This is a genomic window from Planococcus chinensis (assembly GCF_020071995.1).
GTDB lineage: Bacteria > Bacillota > Bacilli > Bacillales_A > Planococcaceae > Planococcus > Planococcus chinensis_A.
The window spans coordinates 115536-141106 of the sequence record NZ_JABWTK010000009.1; the positions used below are offsets into that span (position 1 = coordinate 115536).

The following is a 25571-nucleotide window of genomic DNA, read 5'->3' on the forward strand; positions in this document are numbered from 1 at the left end:
GAACGAAAAACGAGAGCCAGGATAAAGAAATCCTGGCTCTCGCTGTTTATCTTATTTTTTGTCTTCCAACATTTTGTTACGCGTGATGATTTGGTCAACTAAACCATACTCCACTGCACGTTCAGCAGTCATGAAGTTGTCGCGGTCTGTGTCTTTTGAAATCACTTCAAGCGGCTGGCCAGTACGTTCTGACAAGATTTCGTTCAATTTTTCGCGAAGGTGCAAAATGCGTTTCGCGGCAATTTCGATTTCTGTCGCTTGCCCTTGAGCTCCGCCAAGCGGTTGGTGAATCATGACTTCAGCGTTTGGAAGCGCATAGCGTTTGCCTTTTGTTCCGGCTGCAAGCAAGAAAGCGCCCATTGATGCCGCCATACCGATGCAGACAGTTTGTACGTCCGGTTTGATAAACTGCATTACGTCATAAATCGCCATACCGGCAGTGATGCTGCCGCCCGGGCTGTTAATGTAGATGGAAATATCTTTTTCCGGATCTTCAGCTTCAAGGAATAGGAGCTGTGCTACGATTGAGTTGGCAACATTATCATCGATTCCGCTGCCAAGCATAATGACGCGGTCTTTCAACAAGCGGGAATAAATATCATAAGCGCGTTCGCCTCTGCTTGTCTGTTCAATTACTGTAGGAATTAAATTCATAAGATAGTTCCTCCTCATAATAAGTGATGGTCATTTCCTGCTGAAAGTTCTTCCAGCTGTATTAATATCATACACATTATGGTCAATGAAGGTCAAATCTAACGAATTATAAAAAGGTGCTTGAAAACTTTTTTTATTATGGTTATAATAGAAAAGTCGTTAACGACCAAACGCCCTCGTAGTGTAATGGATCACACGTAAGATTCCGGTTCTTAAAATGGAGGTTCGATTCCTTCCGAGGGCATATGTAAAAGCCGATTCACTTCCGTAACTTTCGGAAAGGGAATCGGCTTTTTGTTTTATTGACGCAGCGGATGCTGAAAAATTGCTTACTTTGGAGAATGTCCCAGCCATTTTATGTTTCCGCTATAATGAAATGGTGTCCTGGTTGTTTCGTTCCCATTTTAAAAAGGGCTCTCGGAGACCGAAAGAGAAAAGTTTGAAAGAAAGCGTTTTGCGGCATTACAGTTAGAAGACCACAGAAGTTCAACTATTAGAATCCATAGAAAGCAGGAGATACGGTGATTACTTTATACACACGGCCCAATTGCCCGTTATGCGATGAAGCAAAAATGATGATGGAACTTGTAAGGGAAGATTTTCCATTCGAGTACGAAGAAGTCAATATCGAAAGCGATGATGCCATCCATGAAAAATACATGCTAATGATTCCCGTCGTTGAAAAAGACGGACAAGTCGCCATTTACGGAAATATCGGCTATATCGAACTGCTGGAAGCGTTGGAATTTTAACGCTTCTTTTTATTTGCATTTTAATAAGTGATTCGCTAGAATGTAACTAGTGGGACATAAAAATAACAAGTGGGACAAAAATCGTCCAGCTCGAAATGGAGTGAACGAATGGATCCATTAACGGAAGCGAAAAAAAAGCTGATGCCGGAAATGACCGAGCTCCTGAAGAAACGTTATCAGATCCTGCAGACGATTGGACTGGAACAGCCGATTGGCAGGCGGACGTTAAGTGAACTTGCCGGCATGACAGAACGGGATATTCGGAAAGAAACGGATCTACTGCGAAATCAGCAGTTGATTGAAGCCAGAACTTCCGGCATGTATGTTTCAGTACAAGGCGAGGAAGTGCTGGAAGCTTTAAAAGATTTCATGCGCGAAATGGCTGGCTTGTCAGACATGGAAAAGCAGCTGAAATCGATTTTAGGCATCACAAGAGTGCTCATCCTGCCGCAAGACAGCGATGACATTCCAGCAGTGAAGGCAAACATTGGCAAAGAAGCAGCCCGCTTATTGGAAACAAAGTTCCCACTGTATAAAAAAATTGCAGTGACCGGCGGCAGCACGATGGCCGCCATTTCGAAAGAAATCACTGCAGATAAGAAAGATGCTTCTCTGCAATTTATTGCTGCAAGAGGCGGACTTGGCGAAGATGTGCTGCATCAAGCCAATACCATTGCTTCTTTGTTCGCTGAAAAAACAGGCGGAGCCGTCAAAACGCTCTACCTGCCGGATCATTTAAGTGCGGAAGCGTACGAGATGATGATGCGGGAACCGGTGATCAAGGAAATGATGGAGCTGTATGATCAGACAGAAGTAGTCGTCCATGGCATCGGCAACGCTGAAGAAATTGCGCTGCACCGCAAGTCTTCGGTGGAAGAAGTAAATCGGATCCGAAATGGCGGAGCGGTCAGCGAAGCTTTCGGCTATTACTTCGACAAAGAAGGAAATGTAGTTTATCGCATCCGCACAGCGGGAATCCAAATGGAGCAGGTTCAAAACGCGCCATTTATCCTGGCGGTTGCAGGAGGACGTTCTAAAGCGACAGCGATTCTCTCGTATTTCAAAATTGCACCGCCGCAGACGACCTTAATTACAGATGAAGGTGCAGCACGAAAAATAATCGAGTTAACTCAAAAACAGGAGGAATTTTAAATGACTTTAAAATTAGCTATTAACGGATTCGGCCGTATCGGACGTATTGTATTCCGCCAAGCATTGGCAAACGAAGAAGTGGAAGTAGTGGCAGTAAACGACTTGACTGACGCAAAAATGCTTGCTCACTTGTTGAAATATGATTCAATCCACGGCACATTGGATGCAGAAATTTCATCTGAAGGCAATGATTTGATTGTCAACGGCAAGAAAATCCATGTCTACTCTGAAAAAGATCCAGCAAACCTTCCATGGGCTGAAAACAACATCGATATCGTCATCGAATCTACTGGATTCTTCACAAATGCTGACGATGCGAAAAAACACATCCAAGCCGGCGCGAAAAAAGTAATCGTTTCTGCACCAGGCAAGAACATGAAAACTCTTGTTATGGGCGTTAACCATGAAAGCTACAACCCGGAAGAAGACGATGTGATTTCAAACGCATCTTGTACAACAAACGGCCTTGCAGGAATCTCTAAAATCTTGAACGACCGTTTCGGCATCAAAAAAGCGATGATGACAACAATTCACTCGTACACAAACGACCAAATTCTTTTGGACTCACCGCATAAAGATTACCGCCGTGCACGTTCTGCTGCAGAATCAATGATTCCGACTACTACAGGAGCTGCAGTTGCAGTAACAAAAGTATTGCCGGAACTTGAAGGCAAATTGGACGGTATGGCAATCCGCGTTCCTACGCCAAACGTATCCTTGATCGACTTGGTTGCAGAACTTGAAACAGACGTGACAAAAGAAGAAGTAAATGCTGCACTTAAAGAAGCAATCGACAAAGACGAAAATGCATTCTTGAGCTACAGCGAACTTCCATTGGTTTCACGCGACTACAACGGCGTTACAGCTTCCTCAACTGTGGACTTGTTGTCTACAATGGAACTTGGCGGAAACATGGTAAAAGTTCTTGCATGGTACGATAACGAATCCGGTTATTCTGCACGATGCATCGACATTGCTTTGCACATGTACAAAACAGGTTTGTAATCCCAAAATCATAGCTTAATTTCCGATGAACCTCTATAATGAAAGAGGGTAAAGGGGGTGGGGATCATACCCCGCCCCCTTATTTTTTTAAATCGAACGGGAGGTATTTTCATGTTGAATAAGATGACGATGAAAGACGTGGACTTAAACGGAAAACGTGTATTTTGCCGAGTAGATTTCAACGTACCGATGTCAGAAGGAAAAGTGACGGACGACACACGGATCCGTGCAGCTGTACCAACGATTGAGTATCTGGTTGAAAATGGAGCAAAAGTAATTTTGGCAAGCCATCTTGGACGGCCAAAAGGCACAGTCAACGAAGACATGAGACTCGCAGCAGCGGGAGCCAAATTAAGTGAGTTATTACATAAAGAAGTAAAAAGCCTCGATGAATCGATCGGGCCCAAAGTTGAACAGGAAATTGCTTCAATGAATGATGGCGACATTGTTTTATTGGAAAATGTCCGGTTCCACCCCGGCGAAGAAAAGAATGACGAAGAACTGGCCAAAGCGTTTGCGGCACTCGCAGATGTATTTGTCAACGACGCATTCGGAGCCGCACATAGAGCGCACGCCTCAACGGCTGGAATTGCGAAGCACTTGCCGTCCGTTTCGGGCTTGCTGTTGGAAAAAGAACTGGATGTATTAGGGAAAGCCTTATCCGACCCTGAGCGTCCGTTTACCGCAATTATCGGCGGAGCGAAAGTAAAAGACAAAATCGGGGTTATTGACCATTTATTGGACAAAGTCGACAATCTGTTGATCGGCGGAGGCTTGTCGTACACGTTCACGAAAGCACAAGGCCATGAAATCGGCATGTCTTTGCTTGAAGAAGACAAGATTGAACTCGCACAGTCGTTCATTAAAAAAGCGGAAGAAAAAGGAGTCAAGCTGTATCTTCCGGTTGACGTAGTCGTAACGAAAGAATTCTCGAATGACACGGAAACGAAAGTGGTGCCGATCGACGGGATTCCTTCTGACTGGATGGGCCTTGATATTGGGCCGAAAACCGTTGAATTGTATTCAGACGTCATCATGAACTCCAAATTGATCATCTGGAACGGGCCGATGGGCGTGTTCGAAATGAGCTCATTTGAGAACGGCACGAAATCCGTAGCACAGGCTATGGCAAAAACAGAAGCATATACCGTAATTGGCGGAGGCGATTCAGCCGCTGCAGTCGAACAATTTGGAGTTGCTGATCAAATGGATCATATTTCCACAGGCGGCGGTGCTTCCCTTGAATTTATGGAAGGCAAAGAATTGCCAGGCGTAACGGCATTAACCGACAAATAAAAGGAGTGGTTTTTTTGAGAAAGCCGATCATTGCAGGAAACTGGAAAATGTATAAAACTTCTGCAGAAGCTAAACAATTTGTAGAAGAAGTAAAAGGCCTTGCACCTGATGCAAGCAAAGTGGACTCGGTTATTTGTGCACCAGCACTTTATCTGCAGCAGCTTGTAATGTCAACCGAATCAAGCGCACTTCAAATCGGTGCACAAACCATGCACGAAGAAAAAGAAGGCGCCTTTACCGGCGAAGTCAGCCCGGTGCAATTGAAAGACCTGGGCGTAAACTACGTCATTATCGGGCATTCAGAACGCCGCCAATATTTCAACGAGACAGACCAATCGGTCAATAAAAAAGTGTTGGCTGCTTTTGAACATGGCTTAACACCAATCATGTGTGTAGGTGAAACGCTTGAGCAGCGCGAAAGCGGCGAAACGGGTTCTGTAGTAGAAGCGCAAGTGGAAGCTGGACTTGCAGGGCTATCTGAACAGCAAGCAAGTGAATTGGTGATTGCATATGAGCCGATCTGGGCAATCGGAACAGGCAAAACCGCAACGGCAGAAGATGCCAATGAAGTTTGCGGCATCATCCGCAAGAAAGTCGCTTCGCTATTCAATGATGAAACGGCAGAAAACATTCGCATCCAATACGGCGGCAGTGTAAAACCGGCCAATATTGAAGAGTTGATGGGTATGGAACATATCGACGGAGCACTTGTTGGAGGAGCCAGCCTTGAAACCGATTCTTTTGTAAAACTATTAGAGGCGGGATCGCATGCGTAACACAGAATATCCAGTCGCTTTAATTATTTTGGACGGTTTGGGCTGCCGGAAAGAGACGTTCGGCAACGCAGTCGCGCAAGCGGAAAAACCGAACTTTGACCGGCTGTGGGACAACTACCCGCATAGCCTGTTGACTGCTTCAGGAGAAGCAGTCGGCCTTCCGGATGGCCAGATGGGCAATTCGGAGGTAGGCCATTTGAACATCGGCGCCGGGCGGATTGTTTACCAAAACCTGACGCGGATCCATAAATCGATCCGGGACGGGGACTTTTATCAAAATGCCGCATTTTTAGAAGCTGTTGGAAATGCCAAAGCAAGCGGCAAAGCCCTTCATCTGATGGGACTGTTGTCGGACGGCGGCGTCCACAGCCATTATGAGCACTTGTTTGCCCTTTTGGAATTGGCGAAACAGCAAGGCTTAACAGATGTCTATGTCCACGGCTTTTTGGATGGCCGGGACGTCGGACCGCAAACGGGACTTCGTTACGTAGAAGAAGCGGAGCGCCGGATGAAAGAAATCGGCGTCGGCAAATTTGCATCCATCAGCGGCCGTTACTATGCCATGGACCGCGACAAGCGCTGGGAACGCGTTGAATTGGCGTACCGTGTGCTGGTGGATGGAATCGGGCAAAACGCGTTATCTGCAAGCGACGGCATTCGGGCTTCTTATGAAACCGGAATCCACGATGAATTTGTCGTTCCGTTTGCCATTACTGAAAATGGCCAGCCGGTTGCTACATTGGAAAGCGGCGATTCCGTCGTATTCTTCAACTTCCGTCCGGACCGTGCCATTCAGCTGACGTCAGTGTTTGTACGTGAAGGATTTGACACCATGCCGCTTAGCGCGAAGCATCCGTCCAATTTGTCGTTTATCACGTTTACTTCGTATAGCGACGATTTGCCGACACGCGTTGCATTTGAAACGCTGAACCTTGAAAACACCATCGGCGAAGTATTGTCCGCCAAAGGCCTGACGCAATTGCGCATTGCCGAAACGGAAAAATATCCGCATGTCACGTTCTTTATGAGCGGGGGCCGCGAGGATGTTTTCCCAGGCGAAGACCGGATTTTGGTGAATTCGCCGAAAGTCGCCACTTATGATTTGCAGCCGGAAATGAGCGCTTATGAAGTGACCGACCGTTTGGTGGAGCAAATACAAAACGATGCACACGATGCCATCATTTTGAACTTTGCAAACCCGGACATGGTGGGCCATAGCGGAATGCTTGAGCCAACCATCCGCGCCATTGAAGTGGTCGACGAATGCCTAGGCCGGATCGTAGATGCGTTGCATGCCAAAGGCGGCCATGCCATCGTTACCGCCGACCACGGCAATGCAGACGAAGTTACAACGCTTGAAGGCTTGCCGATGACCGCGCATACGACCAATCAGGTGCCGGTCATTGTAACCAAGCAAGGCGTTGAATTGAGAACAGACGGCATTTTGGCCGATCTGGCTCCAACTGTATTGAAACTATTAAACGTTGAACAACCGGCAGAAATGACCGGAAAACCATTATATTAAAAGGGAGCTGTTTTCATTGCCAATTATCACAGACGTATTAGCACGCGAAGTATTAGATTCACGAGGAAACCCAACGATCGAAGTGGAAGTATTCACAGAAAGCGGTGCTTTCGGGCGCGCTATCGTACCATCAGGAGCTTCTACAGGCGAACACGAAGCAGTTGAACTTCGCGACGGCGACAAGAGCCGTTACCTGGGCAAAGGCGTTTTAAAAGCGGTTGACCACGTAAACAACGAAATTGCAGCAGAAATCGAAGGCAACTTCTCAGCGCTTGACCAAGTATCGATCGACCAGGCGTTGATCGCACTTGACGGCACAGAAAACAAAGGCCGTTTGGGCGCAAACGCCATTCTGGGCGTTTCCATGGCCGTAGCACATGCTGCAGCTGATTACTTGGATGTTCCGCTTTATCAATACCTAGGCGGCTTCAATGCGAAGCAATTGCCAGTGCCGATGATGAACATCTTGAACGGCGGCGAACATGCCGATAACAACGTCGACATTCAGGAATTCATGGTTATGCCGGTCGGTGCAGAAACGTTCCGCCACGCTGTACGCATGGGCGCTGAAATCTTCCATAACTTGAAGAGCGTTTTGAAAGAAAAAGGCTACAACACATCTGTTGGAGATGAAGGCGGATTTGCACCGAACCTTGGTTCGAACGAAGAAGCCCTTCAAACGATCATGGAAGCCATTGAAAAAGCCGGCTACAAACCAGGCGAAGACGTACTTCTTGCGATGGATGTTGCTTCTTCTGAAATCTATGACAAAGAAAAAGGCGTTTACAACTTGCCAGGCGACAATACAGTGAAAACTTCTGCTGAAATGGTTGACTGGTACGAAGAACTTGCAAACAAATACCCGATCGTTTCCATTGAAGACGGATTGGATGAAAACGACTGGGAAGGCCATAAATTGCTGACAGAACGCATTGGCGACCGTGTCCAATTGGTTGGCGACGATCTGTTCGTTACAAACACGAAGAAATTGGCTCAAGGAATCGAGCAAGGCGTTGGCAACTCGATCTTGATCAAAGTAAACCAAATCGGTACATTGACTGAAACATTCGATGCAATCGAAATGGCAAAACGTGCGGGCTACACAGCTGTCATCAGCCACCGTTCAGGCGAGTCTGAAGATGTCACGATTGCAGATATCGCAGTAGCGACAAACGCTGGCCAGATCAAAACAGGAGCTCCGTCGCGTACGGACCGTGTTGCGAAATACAACCAGTTGCTTCGCATCGAAGACCAGCTGAACGATACATCGAAATACCTCGGCGTTAAAACTTTCTACAACTTGAAGAAATAAGGATAAGGGACCCTTTCGTTCTGTTGCTATTGTCATAGTTCGGAGTTTTTGGTAAACTTAGTCTTGTTGTGGAAGTTCTTTTCAGGAGGTGGAATTTATGCATACGTTGTTAACGACCTTACTCGTTATCGTATCGCTCGCTTTAATCGTTGTCGTATTATTGCAATCAGGAAAAAGTGCAGGTCTTTCAGGAGCCATCTCCGGTGGAGCAGAGCAACTTTTCGGCAAGCAAAAAGCCCGTGGTTTGGACCTAGTCCTTCAACGCGTAACGATTGTACTTGCTGCCTTATTCTTTATTCTGGCTATCGCCGTTACAAAAGTTTAATGTGGATAATCAAAACGCCTGACCAATTACTGGTTAGGCGTTTTCTTTTAAATAGGGTGAAAAATTTTAGCTTTGCTTTTGTATATTCCTGATATTCCGCAAACCAGCTGCGCTTTCCTGCGGGCTTGCGCCGAACTAACTCGAACTGACGTCCGAGTGGATTTCGGCACTTCGCTATCCCGCGGGAGTCTCCGCTGGTTTGCTCCATATCTTTAGATGCTTTAATAAAAATGATTAACATGAAAATTGATGACAATACAAATTGTTGGCTATTTAATTGAACTTCATTTTTATGACCATATGCATGTATGATGAATGAGCGTAAGGCGGCGACTCCAGCGGGAATAGCATGAGCTGAAGGCCCCGCAGGAAGCGCAGCGACGAGGAGACTGAAGCCATGCCCGCGGAAAGCGTCCGCCTGAAGCGATTTCATCAACCCTTCTAAGGATAAGACAAAGAGTTTACCTGATATATTAAGGGTCTTTAAAGAATAAAATATACAGTTCAACTAAGTTAGATTGAATGAATGGAGGATATTTATGCGAATTTCGCAGCCAAAACCATTTTTCTTTAAAGCAGGGCCGAGAGCGGTCTTGTTGTTGCACGGATTTACAGGGAATTCAGCCGATGTCCGGATGCTTGGGCGGTTCCTTGAGAAACAAGGGTACACATCCCTTGCACCTCATTATGCAGGGCACGGCGTGGAGCCGGAAAAACTGCTTCCGACCGGTCCTGAGGACTGGTGGAAAGATGTGGAAAATGCCTATAACCAATTAAAAGATGAAGGCTATGAGGAAATTGCGGTGGCCGGATTGTCGCTCGGCGGCGTATTTACCTTAAAGATAGGGTATACATTCCCTGTAAAGGGACTAGTCACCATGTGCGCGCCGATGCATATGAAGACGACTGACCTAATGTATGAAGGGGTTGTGAAATATGCCCGTGAATACAAGAAGTATGAAGGAAAAGACGAGCACGTTATCGAAGAAGAAATGAAGAAGTTTCAAGAACGCCCGATGGAGTCATTGGCGGATTTGCGAAAACTGATTGGCCATGTGAGAGAACAGGTCGATCATGTATACGCACCGTTATTTGTCGTCCAGGGGTCATTGGATAATGTGATCGACACCGATTCTGCCAATATCATTTATGAAGAAGCGGAATCATTCCAGAAAAACATTAAGTGGTATGAGAAATCAGGGCATGTCATTACGCTGGGCGAAGAAAAACAGCAATTGCATGAAGACATCTTAGCATTTCTCGAATCGCTTGATTGGAGCGTGTAAGACCGTCAAAGAGGAGGAAATCAGTATGGCAAATAATGAAATGACACTGGATCAGCGGTTATTGGCATTCATGCGTGAAGACGCTTATAAACCGTTGACTGTACAAGAGATAGAAGAACAATTCGGCTTTGAAGATGCCGATGAATTTACCGAATTGGTGAAGACTTTAGTGAAGCTTGAAGAAAAGGGCTTGCTTGTCCGTTCACGCGCCAACCGTTACGGTGTGCCGGAGCGGATGAACTTGATGCGCGGGAAATTTATCGGGCATCAGCGCGGGTTTGGATTTGTCGCACCTGAAGAACCGGGCATGGATGATATTTTCATTCCGCCGACAGAAGTAAACAGTGCGGTAAACGGCGACAAGGTAATGGTGAGAGTGTCGGAAGCCTCTTCAGGAGACCGCCGGGAAGGCGCTATTGTGCGCATCTTAGAGCGCGGTACGACAAAAGTGGTCGGGACGTTCCAGGACAACCGCGGCTTCGGTTTTGTTGTGCCGGATGACAAAAAGATGAATATGGACGTTTTCATCGCAAAAGACGACACGCTGGGTGCAGTAGATGGCCATAAAGTAGTTGTTGAGATTACAGGCTGGCCAGAAGGCCGCATGTCGGCAACCGGCATGGTGACGCAAATCCTCGGCCATAAAAACGATCCGGGCGTCGATATTTTATCGATTATCCACAAACACGGTATTGAAACAGAGTTTCCGCCGGATGTACTGGACCAGGCGAACAGTGTTCCTGAAGAAATCGATCCATCAGACTTAACGGACCGGCGTGACTTGAGAGACGAACAAATCGTCACGATTGACGGTGCAGATGCAAAAGACTTGGATGATGCTGTCCAAGTGGTAAAACTGGAAGATGGCACATATAAGCTCGGCGTCCATATTGCGGATGTCAGCCATTATGTTACGGAAGGTTCTGCAATTGACCGGGAAGCTTATGACCGCGCGACAAGCATCTACTTGACTGACCGCGTCATTCCAATGATTCCTCATCGTTTATCAAACGGAATTTGTTCCCTTAACCCGCAAGTCGACCGTTTGACTTTGTCATGTGAAATGATTTTCAACGACCAGGGCGAACTGTTGTCGCATGATATTTTCCAAAGTGTTATCAGAACGTCGGCTCGCATGACGTATACCGATGTATACGAAATTTTGGAACAGGACAACCAGGAGCTGAAAGAGAAGTACGCGGATCTGGTGCCGATGTTCGAGTTGATGAAAGAATTGGCCGAAGTTTTAAGAGGCAAGCGCATGCGCCGCGGAGCCGTTGACTTTGATTTTAAAGAATCAAAAGTTCTGGTGGATGAAGACGGCTATCCGGTAGACGTCGTTGTTCGTGAGCGTACAGTCGCTGAACGCCTGATTGAGGAATTCATGTTGGCAGCCAACGAAACCGTTGCGGAACATTTCCACCATATGGACGTGCCGGCACTTTACCGGATTCACGAAGATCCAAAACCGGAAAAACTGCAGCGATTCTTCGAGTTTGTCACAAACTTCGGGATCGTAGTCAAAGGAACCGGCAACCAGATCCATCCACGGGCGTTGCAGGAAATCATCGAATCGATTGCCGGAACGCCGGAAGAGCCGGTTATTTCGACGATGATGCTCCGTTCGATGCAGCAAGCGAAATATTCCGCAGAAAGCCTCGGGCATTTCGGTTTGTCTACGGAATACTATACGCATTTCACATCGCCGATCCGCCGTTATCCGGATTTGGTCGTGCACCGCTTGATTCGCACGTACTTGATCAATAAAGACCTGTCGAAAGCGACGATTATGCACTGGGATGCAAATATGGACGAGATTGCTGAACATACATCTGAACGCGAACGCCGCGCAGTAGAAGCGGAACGCGATACCGATGCATTGAAGAAATCGCAATACATGGCAGACAAAATCGGCGAAGAATTCGAAGGAATCGTTTCTTCAGTTACGAACTTCGGCTTGTTTATTGAATTGCCGAACACGATTGAAGGACTTGTCCACGTCTCAAATATGACGGATGATTTCTACCGTTTTGATGATCGCCAAATGATGATGATCGGCGAACGCAGCAACCGCCAGTTCCGCATCGGCGATGAAATTGCCATCAAGGTTATCGGAGTGAAGCCGGAAGAATCCGCCATCGATTTTGAAATTGTCGGCATGACGCAAAACGTACGCCGGACACGCAAAGACGCACCGAAAGTGATCCGTGCGGCGAAAAAAGACGGCGACAAAAAGCCAGGACGCGGCGGCAAGCCAGGCGATAAGCCGGGCGGTCCGACACGCAAACCGAAAAACAAGAAGAAAAAGTTCTATGAAGGCGTCGCCAAGGGCAAAGGCCCAGCACGCAAAAAGAAAAAATAAAGGAGCGGCAATTGCCGCCCTTTTAGATTTAGTCGAGGTGAAGGAATATGGCAAAGGGCTCAGGAAAAGTAATAGCCCAGAATAAAAAAGCGGGCTTTGATTATGCGATTGAAGAGACGATTGAAGCCGGCATTGTGCTACAAGGCACCGAAATCAAGTCTGCCCGCAACGGCAAAGTGCAATTGGTCGATGCTTTCGTCCGGATCCGGAACGGTGAAGCGTGGATTTCCAATATGCACATTGCACCATATGAGCAGGGCAATATCTTTAACCACGATCCAACGAGAGTACGCAAGCTGCTGCTGCATAAAAAGCAGATCAATGAGCTTGTAGGCGTATCGAAAGTACAGGGAGCGGCGATTGTCCCGTTGAAAATGTACTTGAAAGACGGCTATGCCAAAGTTTTGCTTGGCATTGGTAAAGGGAAGAAGAACTACGACAAGCGCCAGGATTTGAAAAAGAAAGACGCAAAACGCGAGATTGACCGCGCCATGAAAGACCGCAACCGTTAACACTTGAAGTCTGACCAATGTTGCCTTATACTAAGTATATAGCACATAAGGCTCATCGCCTTCCCGTGTTCCTTTATAATGAGGGGACGTTACGGATTCGACAGGGATGATCTGGGCTTGGGTCGCGCGTCGGAGGATCGGCTCCGTCACCAACGTAACTATAGTAACTGGCAAAACAAACCAAAACCTAGCATTCGCAGCGTAAGCTCGGATCTGCTTTATCTATCCATCGCCCATGTGGCTGGGTAAAGCTCAACTTTAGTGGGATACGGTCTGCAGTGCCATTTGAGCTGCTGGCAAGAGATTCTCAAATTAGTGCCCAGGACGCCCGCTTATTGGCAGAATGGCGCATGAAACCCTAATAAGTAAGCTACACGCGTAGACGCTCAAGTAGCGGAGTTTCTGGACGCGGGTTCGACTCCCGCCGTCTCCATATGGAGATTTTGGATTTTAGGAAAATGTCCAAACCTTTTAAGAGGTTTGGGCATTTTTTTGTTGCGTTTTCAATTAACAGTATCAGATTTTAAATACTTCTCAATAATGCTTCTTATTTAAAAAACTGTTTCACTAATAAACTAGCAGGGTAATCCACTAATATCCCGCATTACTCAATAATGCACATTTATCAGGAGGTTATCATGGAATACATTTATCTAGGAAACTCAGGACTGCGCGTACCCAAATACATACTTGGAACGGTTCCGTTCAGCGGGACGAATGGTTTTGAAGCAGCCGGCGACATCAAGGAAGATCAGGCACGCAGGATGGTCGATTTGTCGCTGGAAGCAGGCATCAATATGTTTGATACAGCGAACCTCTATTCAAAAGGCGATGCGGAGCGCGTGCTTGGTGCGGCCATCAAAGGACGCCGGGAGGACGTGCTGCTGACTTCGAAAACGGGATTTCCGTTAAGCGATAATCCCAATTTGCGCGGCGCTTCACGCAATAATATTCTAACTTCCATTGACCAGACCTTGGAGCGTCTGGGGACGGATTATCTTGATTTATATTTTACCCATCTCTGGGATGGTCAGACGCCGGTTGAAGAAACGGTGGAAGCGATGACGAGCCTGGTGAAGGCTGGAAAGATCCGCCATTGGGGTGTATCGAATTACAGCGGCTGGGCGCTCGCTAGAACGTATACGGTTGCTGAACAGAACGGATTCATTCCACCGGTCACGCAGCAGATTTACTACTCGCCGGAAGCACGGGAAGCGGAATATGAGCTGCTGCCGGCAGGGGCGGAATTGGGTGTCAGTTCAATGATTTGGAGCGCGCTCGGCGAAGGGCTATTGAACGGCAAGATTGGACGCAATAAGCAAACGCCGGAGAACACGCGGCAAGGCGGCGGGTGGCCGGAGCCATGGGTACAGGACCAGGAACGCCTTTATCAAGTAATTGATGCACTCGAGGAAGTGGCGGCAAACCACAACGCTTCCGTTCCGCAAATCGCTTACGCGTGGGTAAGGGACCGCCCGAACGTCGGGCCGATTGTCATCGCAGCGCGCAACGAGGAGCAGCTGAAGGAAAACATTACATCCTTCGATATTCAACTGTCGCAAGAAGAGCAGGACCGCATTGAAACCGTTGCGCGGCCTGTACCGATTTATCCGAACTGGCACCGCGCAATGAATTCGCTGGAACTCGGCAGCCCTTCTGAAATTACGTATCTCAAAGGCTACAAGCAGACGATGGGGATAGATGAATAAGCGATATCCTTAAAAATGAAAACACTGAAACCAAAGAATGCAAGGACTTTGGTTTTGGTGATTTTTATTTTTGATGCCTCTTTATTTTTTAGATACTCTTTTCATGGGCTTAGGCTATACCGACACGGGGAATGTAATGACTGAATAGAATTTTTACAGTTTATAAAACTGATATTTAGTGTGTCTAAAAAGACTTATTGACTTTTTATTGACCTGTAATTTGGCGAAGAATGCCAGTGGTGAAGCGGGTTTGGAATATTTTCTCCTGCAGGATTTCGCGGCAGTTGGTTTGACATGTATCCGCAAGTTCTTTAAGCTAATTAATTGTGATAAAAATTTCAGGGAGGTACTATATGAAAAAAGTAACCAATGTTTTCTGGATTTCGCTGGCCCTTGTGTTATTAGCAGTCGGGTACGGCGCATTTGCACCAGAAAATTTCGCAGAAGTTACCGGGAATATAGAAGGATTCCTGACAACAACGTTCGGTTGGTATTATTTATTGATTGTCACGGTTATGGTTCTGTTCTGCCTGTTTTTCCTCATCAGTCCGATGGGGCAAATCAAACTGGGGAAAGATACCGATAAACCGGAATTTTCTTTTGGTACATGGATTGCCATGCTGTTTTCAGCAGGTATGGGAATTGGCTTGGTATTCTGGGGAGCGGCAGAACCGCTGTCCCACTTTGCCATCGATCCAGCCACTGCAGAGCCCGGATCAGCAGAAGCATTCCGGGAATCCATGCGCTACACATTTTTCCACTGGGGAATCCATGCATGGGCTATTTACGGCGTAGTGGCCATGGCGCTGGCGTACTTCCAGTTCCGTAAAGGAGAACCTGGACTGATTTCCGCTACGCTTAAGCCATTATTTGGAGACAAGATGAATGGGCCCTTGGGTGTGCTAGTGGACGTCATTGCCGTTTTCGCGACGGCTGTAGGTGTGGCGACCACACTTGGGTTTGGGACCATCCAAATCAATGAAGGCTTGGCCTTCTTAATTGACGGAGTGCCGGCTGATAATTTCACCGTGCAGATTATCATCATTGCCGTCGTGACGGTCTTGTTCCTTGCATCCGCTTGGAGCGGGCTCAGCAAAGGGATTAAGTATTTGTCCAATACCAATATGGTGCTGGCAATAGCTTTGTTGGTTCTTGTCCTAATTTTGGGGCCGACCTTGTTAATTCTCAATATGTTCACCGATACACTTGGAACATACTTGCAAAACTTGGTCCGCATGAGTTTCCGTGCAGCGCCAATTGATGGGGAAAACCGTGCATGGATTGACGGCTGGACCATCTTTTACTGGGCATGGTGGATTTCCTGGGCGCCATTTGTCGGGATTTTCATCGCGCGTGTTTCAAAAGGGCGGACAATCCGCCAGTTCCTGTTCGGCGTATTGTTAGTGCCGACAATGATTTCGTTCATTTGGTTTGCCGCTTTCGGTACGACCGCTATGAATGTACAAAACAACGGCACCGATTTAACCGGCTTGTTGACTTCTGAAGTGTTGTTTGGGGTATTTAATGAACTGCCGTTGGGCATCATTTTATCGATCATCGCCATCCTATTGGTTTCAACATTTTTCATCACGTCGGCCGACTCGGCCACTTTTGTATTGGGTATGCAATCGACGAACGGTTCGTTGCATCCATCGAACATGGTTAAACTGACTTGGGGAATTTCCCAATCGTTGATTGCGGTCATTCTATTGTCTGCAGGAGGCCTTGATGCGCTTCAAACAGCGTTGATCATTGCTGCCTTCCCATTCTCGTTCATTATGTTATTAATGATGGGATCGTTCTACAAAGCGATGAGCCTGGAGTATCGGGCCATTAAACGCAAACGCTAAAACCGCCGCTTCGGCGGTTTTTTTGTGCGAAAAGAGGTACAATGGAGAGAGTGCTTGATGAAGGATGGAGGATTTACAATGAATGAAAAACCACATGTACTATTGGTGGACGGCATGGCGCTCTTATTCCGTTCATTTTTCGCAACTTCTGCAGTGGGGCAGTATTTTCGCACAACGGAAGGTCTTGCCACAAACGGTGTCCAAGGATTTGCGCGCCACGTGTTGGCGGCGAAAACGATGATGAAGCCGACGCATCTGGCCGTCTGCTGGGATATGGGTGCACAGACTTTCCGTACGGATATGTTTGACGGCTATAAGGCCAACCGTCCGGCCCCGCCGGATGATATGCTGCACCAATTCGATTTGGCGAAGCAAGTATCCGAGCAGCTGGGATGGAAAAACTACGGGGAAAAGGGCATCGAAGCGGATGACTTTATCGGCTCGTTTACCAAACAGTGGAAAGGCGAAGCCGATTTCACGATTATGACCGGCGATAAAGATATGCTGCAGCTGTTGAACCCGTCAGTGAAAATCGCCTTCATGAAAAAAGGCTTTCACATTTATGACGTCTACACAGAAGGCCGCTTTAAAGAAGAGTACGGCATTGAACCGGCGCAGTTTGCAGATGTTAAAGCGTTTATGGGAGACGCGAGCGACGGCTATCCGGGCGTAAAAGGGATCGGACCGAAGACCGCACTGCAGCTGATCCAGAAATATGGATCGACTGACGGCGTCCTCGAAGCGATTGAGGAATTGAAACCGGCCCAAAAGAAAAAGATAGAAGAGCATAAGGAAATGCTGCTCCTATCTAAAGAGTTGGCGGTTATTAAATGTGATATCCCACTCGACGTGTCGCTGGATGAGATTCTAATTCCTAACTACACCAATGATATGGTGCAGCTGTTTGACAATCAGGAATTAAAACTGCTGGCACGCCAATTGGAGAAAAGCATCGTTCCGGAATTGTCACCGTTTGACCGGATAGATCCTTACGAACGATAATACATGCTGATTTTGAAGATAAGAAACCGCCTGCACTTTACTGGGGCGGTTTCTTTTTCCGTTATCGTGGATGAAGAGGATCATGTCACCGTCTTTTTCCTCAAATCCGATAAGCGGTACCCAGTGATAGTTATACAGCGGTTTTGAAAACCATCGGAAAGAAAACCAGCGGTCGAACTTCATGGCGAGCGGACGCCCGGCACGAAGTTCGGCCTTAACAGCGTCAAGCGACCGGATCTTTTCGATGCGGTAACGCTGGCCTGTTATTTTCTTGAACTTGCGGACCAGCCGCCACGTGAACAAACCGATGGATGTCGTGCCGAGGAGGCCATAAAGCTGATTGATTCCATAATCGATTTGTTCATGATGATGTAAAATAGCGGCGATCGTTGTCGGTCCGCATGCGGATCCTTGTTTTTTAGGATCGACGGCTGCATCGTATTGGGATTTGCCTTCAAACGGAAGTAGAATTTTCAGCTTCAAAACCTCCCGGAAAAGTTTCATTGGCGGCCTTTAGATGGAATACAGGGATTTCTCGCTTTCTGCAAGCAATTTCTTCAGCGCTGCCCGGAACGTATTGAATACTTCCAACTCAACTTGAATGCCGGCATGGACAATTTCACGCACGAAACGTGGATTGAAACCGACATAAATCGGCCGAATGCCCATCAGTTTGATGGCGCTGTTCAACTGGGACAGTTCACTTGCCAGTTCGTTGTAATCGAATTTCTCGACGTCTTCAATGCGTACGCCGGTAAAATCAAAAACGACGCATTGTGTATCCCGGTGTTCTGCGGCATACTGAAGCACTTTCGTCCGGATCGTTTCAAAGCGGTCACGGAAAATAAATCCGGCAATCGGAACCAAAATGGTTTCCGGTACAATCGACGGAATGATGGGCGCTGACATATTGTGAATTACATTTTCATAATGCAAAACCAATTCTTTTAACTCTTTAATTTCTTGCGATGAATCCATAAAGACACCTCTATCTGTATTATTGATATCTATTATAACGCAAAAAAGAAATAGGCTGGGCCTATTTCTTTTGGTTTGCTAAAAACTCTGTGACAGATTCCGGCGTTTTTGCATTTGCACTGTGAAGATGCGCTTTTTTCTCGCCTTTTTCAAAAATCAATAAGCTTGGAATGCCCATGACTTCATATTTCTCGGCAAGCTCTGGCAATTCGTCGCGGTTCACATCGAACCATTTGTATTCATTGTATTCTTCCATAATTGGATCGATGAACATATCCATGCGTGTGCAATCCGGACACCAGCCGGCTTGGAATTTGACGATGACAGGTTCTGTTCCTTCGATTATTTCGTTAAATTGTTCAGTGGATGTAATGGGTTTCATAAAATCTCCTCCTAAATGTCTCTTCATCAGTTTACAATGGCGCTCAGTTTTCGTGAAGAGATTGGACTTGAAGGAAAGAATATTTTTTAACGATTAAATATTGCGAAAACAACGAAAATAATTTACACTAAGGACATAGAGAAGGTTCTATTTTTTTAAGCTAAAAATGAATGAGTGTTCATTCAAAAAACGAGGAGGGTTTTTCATTGGCTTACCAAATTAAAAAAGCAGCAGTGCTTGGTTCCGGTGTCATGGGTTCAGGAATCGCAGCACATCTTGCAAATATAGGGATTCCGGTGTTACTGCTGGATATCGTCCCACGTGAATTATCGAAAGAAGAAGAGGCAAAAGGCCTGTCGTTGGAACATCCGCAAGTGAGAAACCGGATTGCATCGACTTCGGTTCAAAAGTTGTTGAAGCAAAAACCGGCTCCGCTGGCTGCTAAAAAGAACTTGCAGCTGATTACACCAGGAAACCTGGAAGACGATTTGGATAAATTGAAAGACGTCGATTGGATCATCGAAGTGATTGTCGAAAACTTGGATGTTAAAAAATCACTTTACGAAAGAATCGACGCAGTCAGAACACCGGGCACAATTATTTCATCCAATACATCCGGCATCAGCATCAACGCAATGGCAGAAGGCCGTTCGGAAGATTTCGGGAAGCATTTCCTGGGCACGCATTTCTTCAATCCGCCGCGCTATCTGAAGTTATTGGAAGTGATTCCGGCAAACACGACGGCACCGGAAGTGCTCCAGTTTATGACGGAATTCGGAGAAGATCGTCTTGGCAAAGGCGTGGTTATTGCAAAAGACACGCCTAACTTTATTGCAAACCGCATCGGTACCTATGGCTTATTGGTGACATTGCGTGAAATGCAGAATCGCGGCTATTCCATCGGAGAAGTGGATTCGGTGACAGGTCCGTTAATCGGCCGCCCGAAATCAGCTACATTCCGCACATTGGACGTTGTCGGGCTTGATACGTTCATGCACGTAGCGAAAAACGTTTACGATCAAACTTCAGGCGAAGAACAGAAAGTGTTTGAAGCGCCTGAATTTATGAAAAAGATGGTGGAAAACGGTTGGATCGGCGCGAAATCAGGACAAGGGTTCTTCTTGAAAAAAGATAAAGACATCCTGGAACTTGATCCGGAAACAATGGAATACCGCCCAGCCGGAAAATTGAAAACGCCTTCACAGGAAATGGCCAAACAGCAAAAAGGCTTGGCAGCGAAAGTGAAAACTCTGACTTACGCGAACGACCGCACAGGAGAGCTTCTATGGAGCATCCTTTCACCGACTTTGGTTTACTCCGCACAGCTTACAGGCGAAATCGCTGACGACATTGTCGCCATCGACAACGCGATGAAATGGGGCTTCGGCTGGGAACAAGGGCCGTTTGAGACATGGGACGCTATCGGAGTCCAAAAATCCGTTGAGAAAATGAAAGAAGAAGGCTATGAAATTCCGGCATTCGTTCAAAGCCTGCTGGATAGCGGCAACGAAAGCTTCTATAAAGAAGAAAACGGCGATTTGTATTTCTTCAACGGCACAGGCTATGAGCCGATACCGGTCAACGAAAAAGCGATTGACTTGAAACGCTATAAGAAAAAGCATGGTGTTTTGAAGTCGAATTCAGGCGCCAGCTTGATCGATCTCGGAGACGGCATTTTGCTGTTGGAATTCCATTCGCGTTCGAATGCGATCGGCTTGGATATCATGCAAATGATCAATTATTCGATCGATGAAGTTGAAAAGAATTACAAAGGGCTTGTCATCGGCAACCAGGCGAAGAACTTCTGCGTTGGTGCGAACCTTGGCATGATTTTGATGGAAGCACAGGACGACAACATCTTCGAACTGGATTTCACGATCAAGACCTTTCAGAATGCTTTGATGAAAATCAAATACAGCTCAAAACCGGTAGTGGCGGCGCCATTTGGCATGACACTTGGCGGCGGGGCGGAAGTGGCGCTGCATGCAGCACATATCCAGGCTTCCATGGAAACGTATATGGGATTGGTGGAAGCGGGCGTCGGGTTGATTCCAGGCGGCGGCGGAAACAAAGAGCTTTACATCAAGCATTTGAAAGGCCTGCCGAACGGCGTAACAGTTGATTACCAGAATATCGCGAGCAACGTGTTTGAATCGATTGCGATGGCAAAAGTATCGACTTCTGCAGAAGAGGCGCGCGAAAACAACTTCTTGAATTTCACAGATGGCATCAGCGTCAACAGCGACCATCTGATTTACGATGCAAAACAGGCAGCACTTGCTTTATACGAAAACGGCTATCAGGCGCCGATTCGCGAAAAAGTGCCGGTTACCGGCGAACCGGGATACGCGACGCTCCTTCTCGGAGCGGAAGGCATGCACATCTCAGGTTATATTTCCGAATACGACTTGAAGATTGCCAAAAAACTGGCATTCGTCTTATCCGGCGGGAAACTGCCATACGGCACGAAAGTAGACGAGCAGTATTTGCTGGATTTGGAGCGCGAGGCATTTTTAAGTTTGGTTGCGAAACCGAAAACACAGCAACGGATGCAGCATATGCTTGTTAAAGGCAAACCGCTGCGCAACTAACCGAAAGATATTAGAGGAGGAGAAATAGATGCGCGAAGCAGTAATCGTGGCCGGGGCCAGAACCCCGGTCGGAAAAGCGAAAAAAGGCTCTCTTGCGACTGTGCGCCCGGATGATTTCGGCGCCTTGGTTGTACGTGAAGCATTAAGCCGGGCAGGCGGATACGACGGTCCGATAGATGATTTGATTATGGGATGTGCCATGCCGGAAGCGGAACAAGGCATGAACATTGCGCGCAACATCGGTGCATTGGCAGGATTGCCGGAAACCGTTTCGGCCGTGACGGTCAACCGTTTCTGTTCATCAGGCCTTCAGTCGATCGCCTATGCAGCTGAACGGATCATGGTCGGCTCAGCAGAAGCCATTATTGCAGGCGGCGTTGAATCGATGAGCATGGTGCCGATGATGGGCAATGTCATCCGCCCGAACGCGAAATTGGCAGAAACTGCACCCCAGTACTACATGAGCATGGGACACACAGCGGAACAAGTCGCCACGCAATACGGCGTCAGCCGGGAAGACCAGGATGCATTTGCTGTCCGCTCCCATGAAAAAGCAGCTGCAGCGATTGCGGCCGGCAAATTCGATGAAGAAATCGTACCGGTCGAAGTGACCCAGCGCTTCGTTGATGACAACAACAAATACCAGGAAAAAACTTTCACGTTCGGTATGGACGAAGGCGTACGCCACGGCACCAGCATTCAAACCTTGAACAAACTCCGCGCAGCTTTCTCAGCACGCGGAACCGTAACAGCTGGAAACTCTTCGCAGACATCTGACGGGGCTGCTGCACTGCTTGTTATGGACCGTGAAAAAGCGGAATCGCTGGGCTTGACGCCGATTGCGAAATTCCGTTCATTCGCTACAGGCGGCGTACCGCCGGAAGTCATGGGCATCGGACCGATTGTCGCCATTCCGAAAGCATTGAAACTGGCTGGCCTGACGATCGACGACATCGATGTATGGGAACTGAACGAAGCCTTTGCTTCCCAGTCATTAGGCGTTATCCACCACTTGAATATCGATATCGACAAAGTGAACTTCAACGGCGGCGCCATCGCACTTGGCCATCCGCTTGGAGCGACAGGCTCGATCCTGACGCTTAAAATGATGAGCGAATTGAAGCGCCAAGGAAAACAATTCGGGGTCGTCACGATGTGCATCGGCGGCGGAATGGGCGCAGCTGGCGTATTTGAAATGCTGTAAGTTTAAGAAGTGATTTTCTTTTAATATACCGCTTCGGCCGCTTGGAGCAGGGCTTTCGGAAGCTTAAGCCATTGTCTTGCCCGTGGCAAGCGTAGCTGTTTTACAGAATATCGATTAATAAATTCATGCATTTCAAGATAACCTAACTATAAAACAGGAGGAATACAAAATGGCAGAATCGAAGACGTTAATCAAAGGCGGCAGTTTCTTAATTGAAGACGCAGATTTATCCCGCGTGTTTACACCGGAAGATTTTACAGAAGAGCATAAAATGATCGCGAAAACGACAGAGGACTACGTGAACACAGAAGTGCTTCCAGTCGTTGAAAATCTTGAAAACCACGAGTTCGACCATTCGGTTCGTTTATTGAAAACGGCAGGAGAGCTTGGTTTGCTTGGAGCCGATGTGCCGGAACAATACGGCGGCCTTGGCCTGGATAAAATCGCTTCTGCTTTGATTGCTGAAAAAATGTCCAAAGCAGGCGGATTCGGCATTACCCACGGCGCTCATGTCGGAATCGGTTCTTTGCCGATCGTGTTGTTCGGAAACGAAGAACAAAAACAGAAATACTTGCCGCGCCTAGCATCAGGCGAATTGATTGCAGCGTATGCATTGACTGAGCCAAGCTCAGGATCTGATGCACTGGGTGCGAAAACAGTTGCGAAGCTGAACGAAGCGGGCACACACTATGTATTGAACGGGGAAAAACAATGGATTACAAACGCTGGATTTGCGGATGTCTTTATTGTGTACGCAAAAATTGACGGCGAAAAATTCTCAGCGTTTATCGTAGAACGCGCATATGAAGGCGTTTCTGTCGGACCGGAAGAAAAGAAAATGGGCATCAAATCTTCTTCAACCCGCACATTGATTTTGCAGGATGCAGAAGTGCCTGTTGAAAACTTGCTTGGAGAAGCAGGCCGCGGCCATGTCATCGCGTTCAACATCTTGAATATCGGGCGCTACAAATTGGGAGTAGGTACAATCGGCGGCGCTAAACAGGCGATGGCGATTACGATTCCTTACACAAACCAGCGCCAGCAGTTTAAAACACCGATTTCTTCATTCAACTTAACGCGTGAGAAATTGGCAACGATGGCTTCTCAATTATATGCACTTGAAAGCTCTGTTTACCGTACGGTTGGCTTGTTCGAAGACCGCATGAGCGGCTTTACAGAGGAAGAGCATGCCAACGGCAAATTAGTGGCAGATTCTATTGCTGAGTTTGCAGTGGAATGTTCAATGAATAAATTCTTCGGTACAGAAACTTTGGATTATATCGTAGACGAAGGCGTTCAGTTGCACGGCGGATACGGCTTCATGCAGGAATATGAAATTGAGCGCGCTTACCGCGATTCCCGCATCAACCGGATCTTTGAAGGCACAAACGAAATCAACCGTCTGCTGGTGCCGGGCACTTTGCTTCGCAAAGCGATGAAAGGCGAGCTTCCGTTATTGCAGCACGCACAGAAATTGCAGGAAGAGCTGTTGATGATGATGCCGGAAGAAATCGGTACGGAAGCATTGGCTCAAGAGAAATACTTGGTGAAAAATGCGAAGAAAATTGCCTTGTTGGCAGCTGGGCTTGCAGCTCAGACATACGGAGCGAAAATTGAACAGGAACAGGAAGTGCTTGTCAATATTGCGGATATCGTAAGCAATGTGTTTGCGATGGAATCTGCAGTGCTTCGTACAGAAAAAGCGATTGCCGCATCCGGTGAAGAAAAAGCCCAGCAAAAATTGCTGTACACGCAAATTTACTGCCAGGAAGCTTTCGATAAAATTGAAAAAGATGCAAAAGAAACCTTGCTTGCTGCTGTTGAAGGCGACAACCAGCGTATGATGCTTTCTGCACTTCGCAAATTGACGCGCTCTACGCCATACAACGTCATCGCGAAAAAGCGCGAAGCAGCTGTCAAATTAGTAGAAGTTGAAAAATACATCGTATAATGCTTCTTTTAAAAACGCAGCCTTTGGGCTGCGTTTTTTCTGGCTGTTGAGAAACATTCCATTCTCTAAGCCATTTCGCTCCAAGTGGACGCTTTCCGCGGGTACGGCTTCAGCCGCTTCCTTCGCGTTGCTCAGTCTAGGGTCTTCAGCTCGTGCTGGTCCCGCTGGAGTCGCCACTTTCCGCTACATTCGACTCACTCTTTCAATAAAGAATTGTTTTTATTGAAAAGAGTGGATGAGTATACATGTTTTTTATTCACAGTTCACTATCGATATGGAGCAAACCAGCGGAGACGCCTGCGGGAAAGCGAGACAGCCGAGACCCCGCAAGGTGCGCAAGCACCTGAGGAGGCTTGGCGGATCGCCCGCGGCAAGCGCAGCTGGATTGCGGAATATCGGAGATATTCAAAAAAATTTTTTCTATATCTTTCTCAACAAGCTGTAAAAACGCAGCCTCCGGGCTGCGTTTTTTTGCATCGACCAGCAAGGGCAACTTTGGTAAGCTTGGTTAAAAGGAGGTTTTACCATGATTACATATTACGCTTACCCAAAATGCACGACTTGCCGCAAAGCAAAAAAATGGCTGGATCAAAACGGCATCGCTTATAATGAAATAAATATTGCCGACGCACCGCCATCCCAGGATCAACTCCGTGAAATCTATACCAAAAGCGGAATCGAATTGAAGAAGTTTTTCAATACAAGCGGCTTGAAGTACCGGGCACTTGGGTTGAAGGATAAACTGAAAGACATGCCGGAAGAAGAACAGTTGGCATTGCTGGCATCAGACGGCATGTTGATCAAACGGCCGCTTGCTTGGAACGGCGAACAAGCGACATTGGGATTCAAAGAAGAAGAGTTTGAAAATACCTGGAAATGAAAGCAGTGAAATCTTGTGTTTCCCAGGGCTTTATGTCAAACTGAAATTGAGTACACTACATAATTTG

The 25571-nt window shown here is 47.1% G+C and carries 23 protein-coding genes, 1 tRNA gene and 1 other RNA gene; 20 read left to right on the forward strand and 5 right to left on the reverse strand.

Annotation, left to right across the window (positions count from 1 at the left end; all coding sequences use genetic code 11):
* Positions 1-51 precede the first annotated feature (51 nt).
* A complete protein-coding gene (gene clpP / locus HU147_RS15025; protein WP_036808171.1) occupies positions 52-654 on the reverse strand; it encodes an ATP-dependent Clp endopeptidase proteolytic subunit ClpP in 603 nt (200 codons plus the stop codon).
* Between the two features lie 172 nt (positions 655-826).
* Between clpP and HU147_RS15030 the strand changes: the two genes are divergently transcribed.
* From HU147_RS15030 to secG, 9 genes are all read left to right on the forward strand, one after another.
* Positions 827-898: transfer RNA gene (locus tag HU147_RS15030), tRNA-Arg, on the forward strand.
* A gap of 277 nt (positions 899-1175) precedes the next feature.
* Entirely contained in the window at positions 1176-1406 is a 231-nt protein-coding gene (locus tag HU147_RS15035; protein ID WP_036808174.1) for a glutaredoxin family protein, read from the forward strand.
* A 108-nt stretch (positions 1407-1514) separates the two neighbouring features.
* Positions 1515-2558, forward strand: coding sequence for a sugar-binding transcriptional regulator (locus tag HU147_RS15040; RefSeq protein ID WP_224076988.1), 1044 nt, complete (start codon positions 1515-1517; stop codon positions 2556-2558).
* Positions 2559-3563, forward strand: a complete 1005-nt coding sequence (gap, locus tag HU147_RS15045; RefSeq protein ID WP_224076989.1) for a type I glyceraldehyde-3-phosphate dehydrogenase — start codon at positions 2559-2561, stop codon at positions 3561-3563.
* A 111-nt stretch (positions 3564-3674) separates the two neighbouring features.
* On the forward strand, positions 3675-4859 hold the full coding sequence (locus tag HU147_RS15050; protein WP_440137306.1) for a phosphoglycerate kinase: 1185 nt from the start codon (positions 3675-3677) through the stop codon (positions 4857-4859).
* 14 nt (positions 4860-4873) lie between these two features.
* Entirely contained in the window at positions 4874-5635 is a 762-nt protein-coding gene (gene tpiA, locus HU147_RS15055; RefSeq protein ID WP_224076990.1) for a triose-phosphate isomerase, read from the forward strand.
* Positions 5628-7160: a 2,3-bisphosphoglycerate-independent phosphoglycerate mutase gene (gene gpmI / locus HU147_RS15060; protein WP_224076991.1), complete on the forward strand. Its 1533-nt coding sequence runs from the start codon at positions 5628-5630 to the stop codon at positions 7158-7160. Before tpiA ends, gpmI begins: the two co-directional genes overlap by 8 nt.
* Before the next feature lie 16 nt (positions 7161-7176).
* Positions 7177-8472, forward strand: a complete 1296-nt coding sequence (gene eno / locus HU147_RS15065; RefSeq protein ID WP_224076992.1) for a phosphopyruvate hydratase — start codon at positions 7177-7179, stop codon at positions 8470-8472.
* Positions 8473-8569: 97 nt separating this feature from the next.
* Entirely contained in the window at positions 8570-8797 is a 228-nt protein-coding gene (gene secG / locus HU147_RS15070; protein WP_224076993.1) for a preprotein translocase subunit SecG, read from the forward strand.
* On the opposite strand, the gene HU147_RS15075 is transcribed toward secG, so the two are convergent.
* Positions 8784-9230 carry a hypothetical protein gene (locus HU147_RS15075; RefSeq protein ID WP_224076994.1) on the reverse strand — a complete coding sequence of 149 codons (447 nt, stop codon included), beginning with the start codon at positions 9228-9230 and terminating at the stop codon, positions 8784-8786. The genes secG and HU147_RS15075 overlap by 14 nt on opposite strands.
* Positions 9231-9336: 106 nt before the next feature.
* Between HU147_RS15075 and HU147_RS15080 the strand changes: the two genes are divergently transcribed.
* From HU147_RS15080 to HU147_RS15110, 7 genes are all read left to right on the forward strand, one after another.
* A complete protein-coding gene (locus tag HU147_RS15080) occupies positions 9337-10083 on the forward strand; it encodes an alpha/beta hydrolase (protein WP_224076995.1) in 747 nt (248 codons plus the stop codon).
* 25 nt (positions 10084-10108) lie between these two features.
* Complete coding sequence (rnr, locus tag HU147_RS15085; protein WP_224076996.1) at positions 10109-12445, forward strand: ribonuclease R; 2337 nt, start codon at positions 10109-10111, stop codon at positions 12443-12445.
* A 47-nt stretch (positions 12446-12492) separates the two neighbouring features.
* The gene (gene smpB, locus HU147_RS15090) at positions 12493-12957 is read left to right on the forward strand and encodes an SsrA-binding protein SmpB (RefSeq protein WP_224076997.1); all 465 of its coding nucleotides are present in this window, start codon (positions 12493-12495) and stop codon (positions 12955-12957) included.
* A gap of 82 nt (positions 12958-13039) precedes the next feature.
* Positions 13040-13393, forward strand: a transfer-messenger RNA (tmRNA) gene (ssrA, locus tag HU147_RS15095).
* A gap of 202 nt (positions 13394-13595) precedes the next feature.
* Complete coding sequence (locus HU147_RS15100) at positions 13596-14666, forward strand: aldo/keto reductase (protein ID WP_224076998.1); 1071 nt, start codon at positions 13596-13598, stop codon at positions 14664-14666.
* 353 nt (positions 14667-15019) lie between these two features.
* Positions 15020-16516, forward strand: coding sequence for a glycine betaine uptake BCCT transporter (locus tag HU147_RS15105; protein ID WP_036808226.1), 1497 nt, complete (start codon positions 15020-15022; stop codon positions 16514-16516).
* Between the two features lie 78 nt (positions 16517-16594).
* Positions 16595-17518, forward strand: coding sequence for a 5'-3' exonuclease (locus tag HU147_RS15110; protein ID WP_224076999.1), 924 nt, complete (start codon positions 16595-16597; stop codon positions 17516-17518).
* Here HU147_RS15110 and HU147_RS15115 read toward each other — a convergent pair.
* The 3 genes from HU147_RS15115 to HU147_RS15125 all read right to left on the reverse strand — a co-directional run bounded on the left by HU147_RS15115 (position 17483) and on the right by HU147_RS15125 (position 18878).
* The gene (locus tag HU147_RS15115; RefSeq protein WP_224077000.1) at positions 17483-18001 is read right to left on the reverse strand and encodes a hypothetical protein; all 519 of its coding nucleotides are present in this window, start codon (positions 17999-18001) and stop codon (positions 17483-17485) included. The two genes, HU147_RS15110 and HU147_RS15115, sit on opposite strands and share 36 nt — an antisense overlap.
* Before the next feature lie 30 nt (positions 18002-18031).
* Positions 18032-18496 carry an STAS domain-containing protein gene (locus HU147_RS15120; protein ID WP_176294724.1) on the reverse strand — a complete coding sequence of 155 codons (465 nt, stop codon included), beginning with the start codon at positions 18494-18496 and terminating at the stop codon, positions 18032-18034.
* 61 nt (positions 18497-18557) lie between these two features.
* Positions 18558-18878 carry a thioredoxin family protein gene (locus HU147_RS15125; protein WP_036808232.1) on the reverse strand — a complete coding sequence of 107 codons (321 nt, stop codon included), beginning with the start codon at positions 18876-18878 and terminating at the stop codon, positions 18558-18560.
* Positions 18879-19084: 206 nt separating this feature from the next.
* On the opposite strand from HU147_RS15125, the gene HU147_RS15130 reads away from it, so the two are divergent.
* From HU147_RS15130 to HU147_RS15145, 4 genes are all read left to right on the forward strand, one after another.
* A complete protein-coding gene (locus tag HU147_RS15130) occupies positions 19085-21469 on the forward strand; it encodes a 3-hydroxyacyl-CoA dehydrogenase/enoyl-CoA hydratase family protein (RefSeq protein ID WP_224077001.1) in 2385 nt (794 codons plus the stop codon).
* A 28-nt stretch (positions 21470-21497) separates the two neighbouring features.
* On the forward strand, positions 21498-22673 hold the full coding sequence (locus HU147_RS15135) for an acetyl-CoA C-acetyltransferase (RefSeq protein ID WP_224077002.1): 1176 nt from the start codon (positions 21498-21500) through the stop codon (positions 22671-22673).
* Between the two features lie 169 nt (positions 22674-22842).
* Complete coding sequence (locus tag HU147_RS15140) at positions 22843-24624, forward strand: acyl-CoA dehydrogenase family protein (RefSeq protein ID WP_224077003.1); 1782 nt, start codon at positions 22843-22845, stop codon at positions 24622-24624.
* Between the two features lie 526 nt (positions 24625-25150).
* Complete coding sequence (locus HU147_RS15145) at positions 25151-25504, forward strand: arsenate reductase family protein (RefSeq protein ID WP_224077004.1); 354 nt, start codon at positions 25151-25153, stop codon at positions 25502-25504.
* Positions 25505-25571 lie beyond the last annotated feature (67 nt).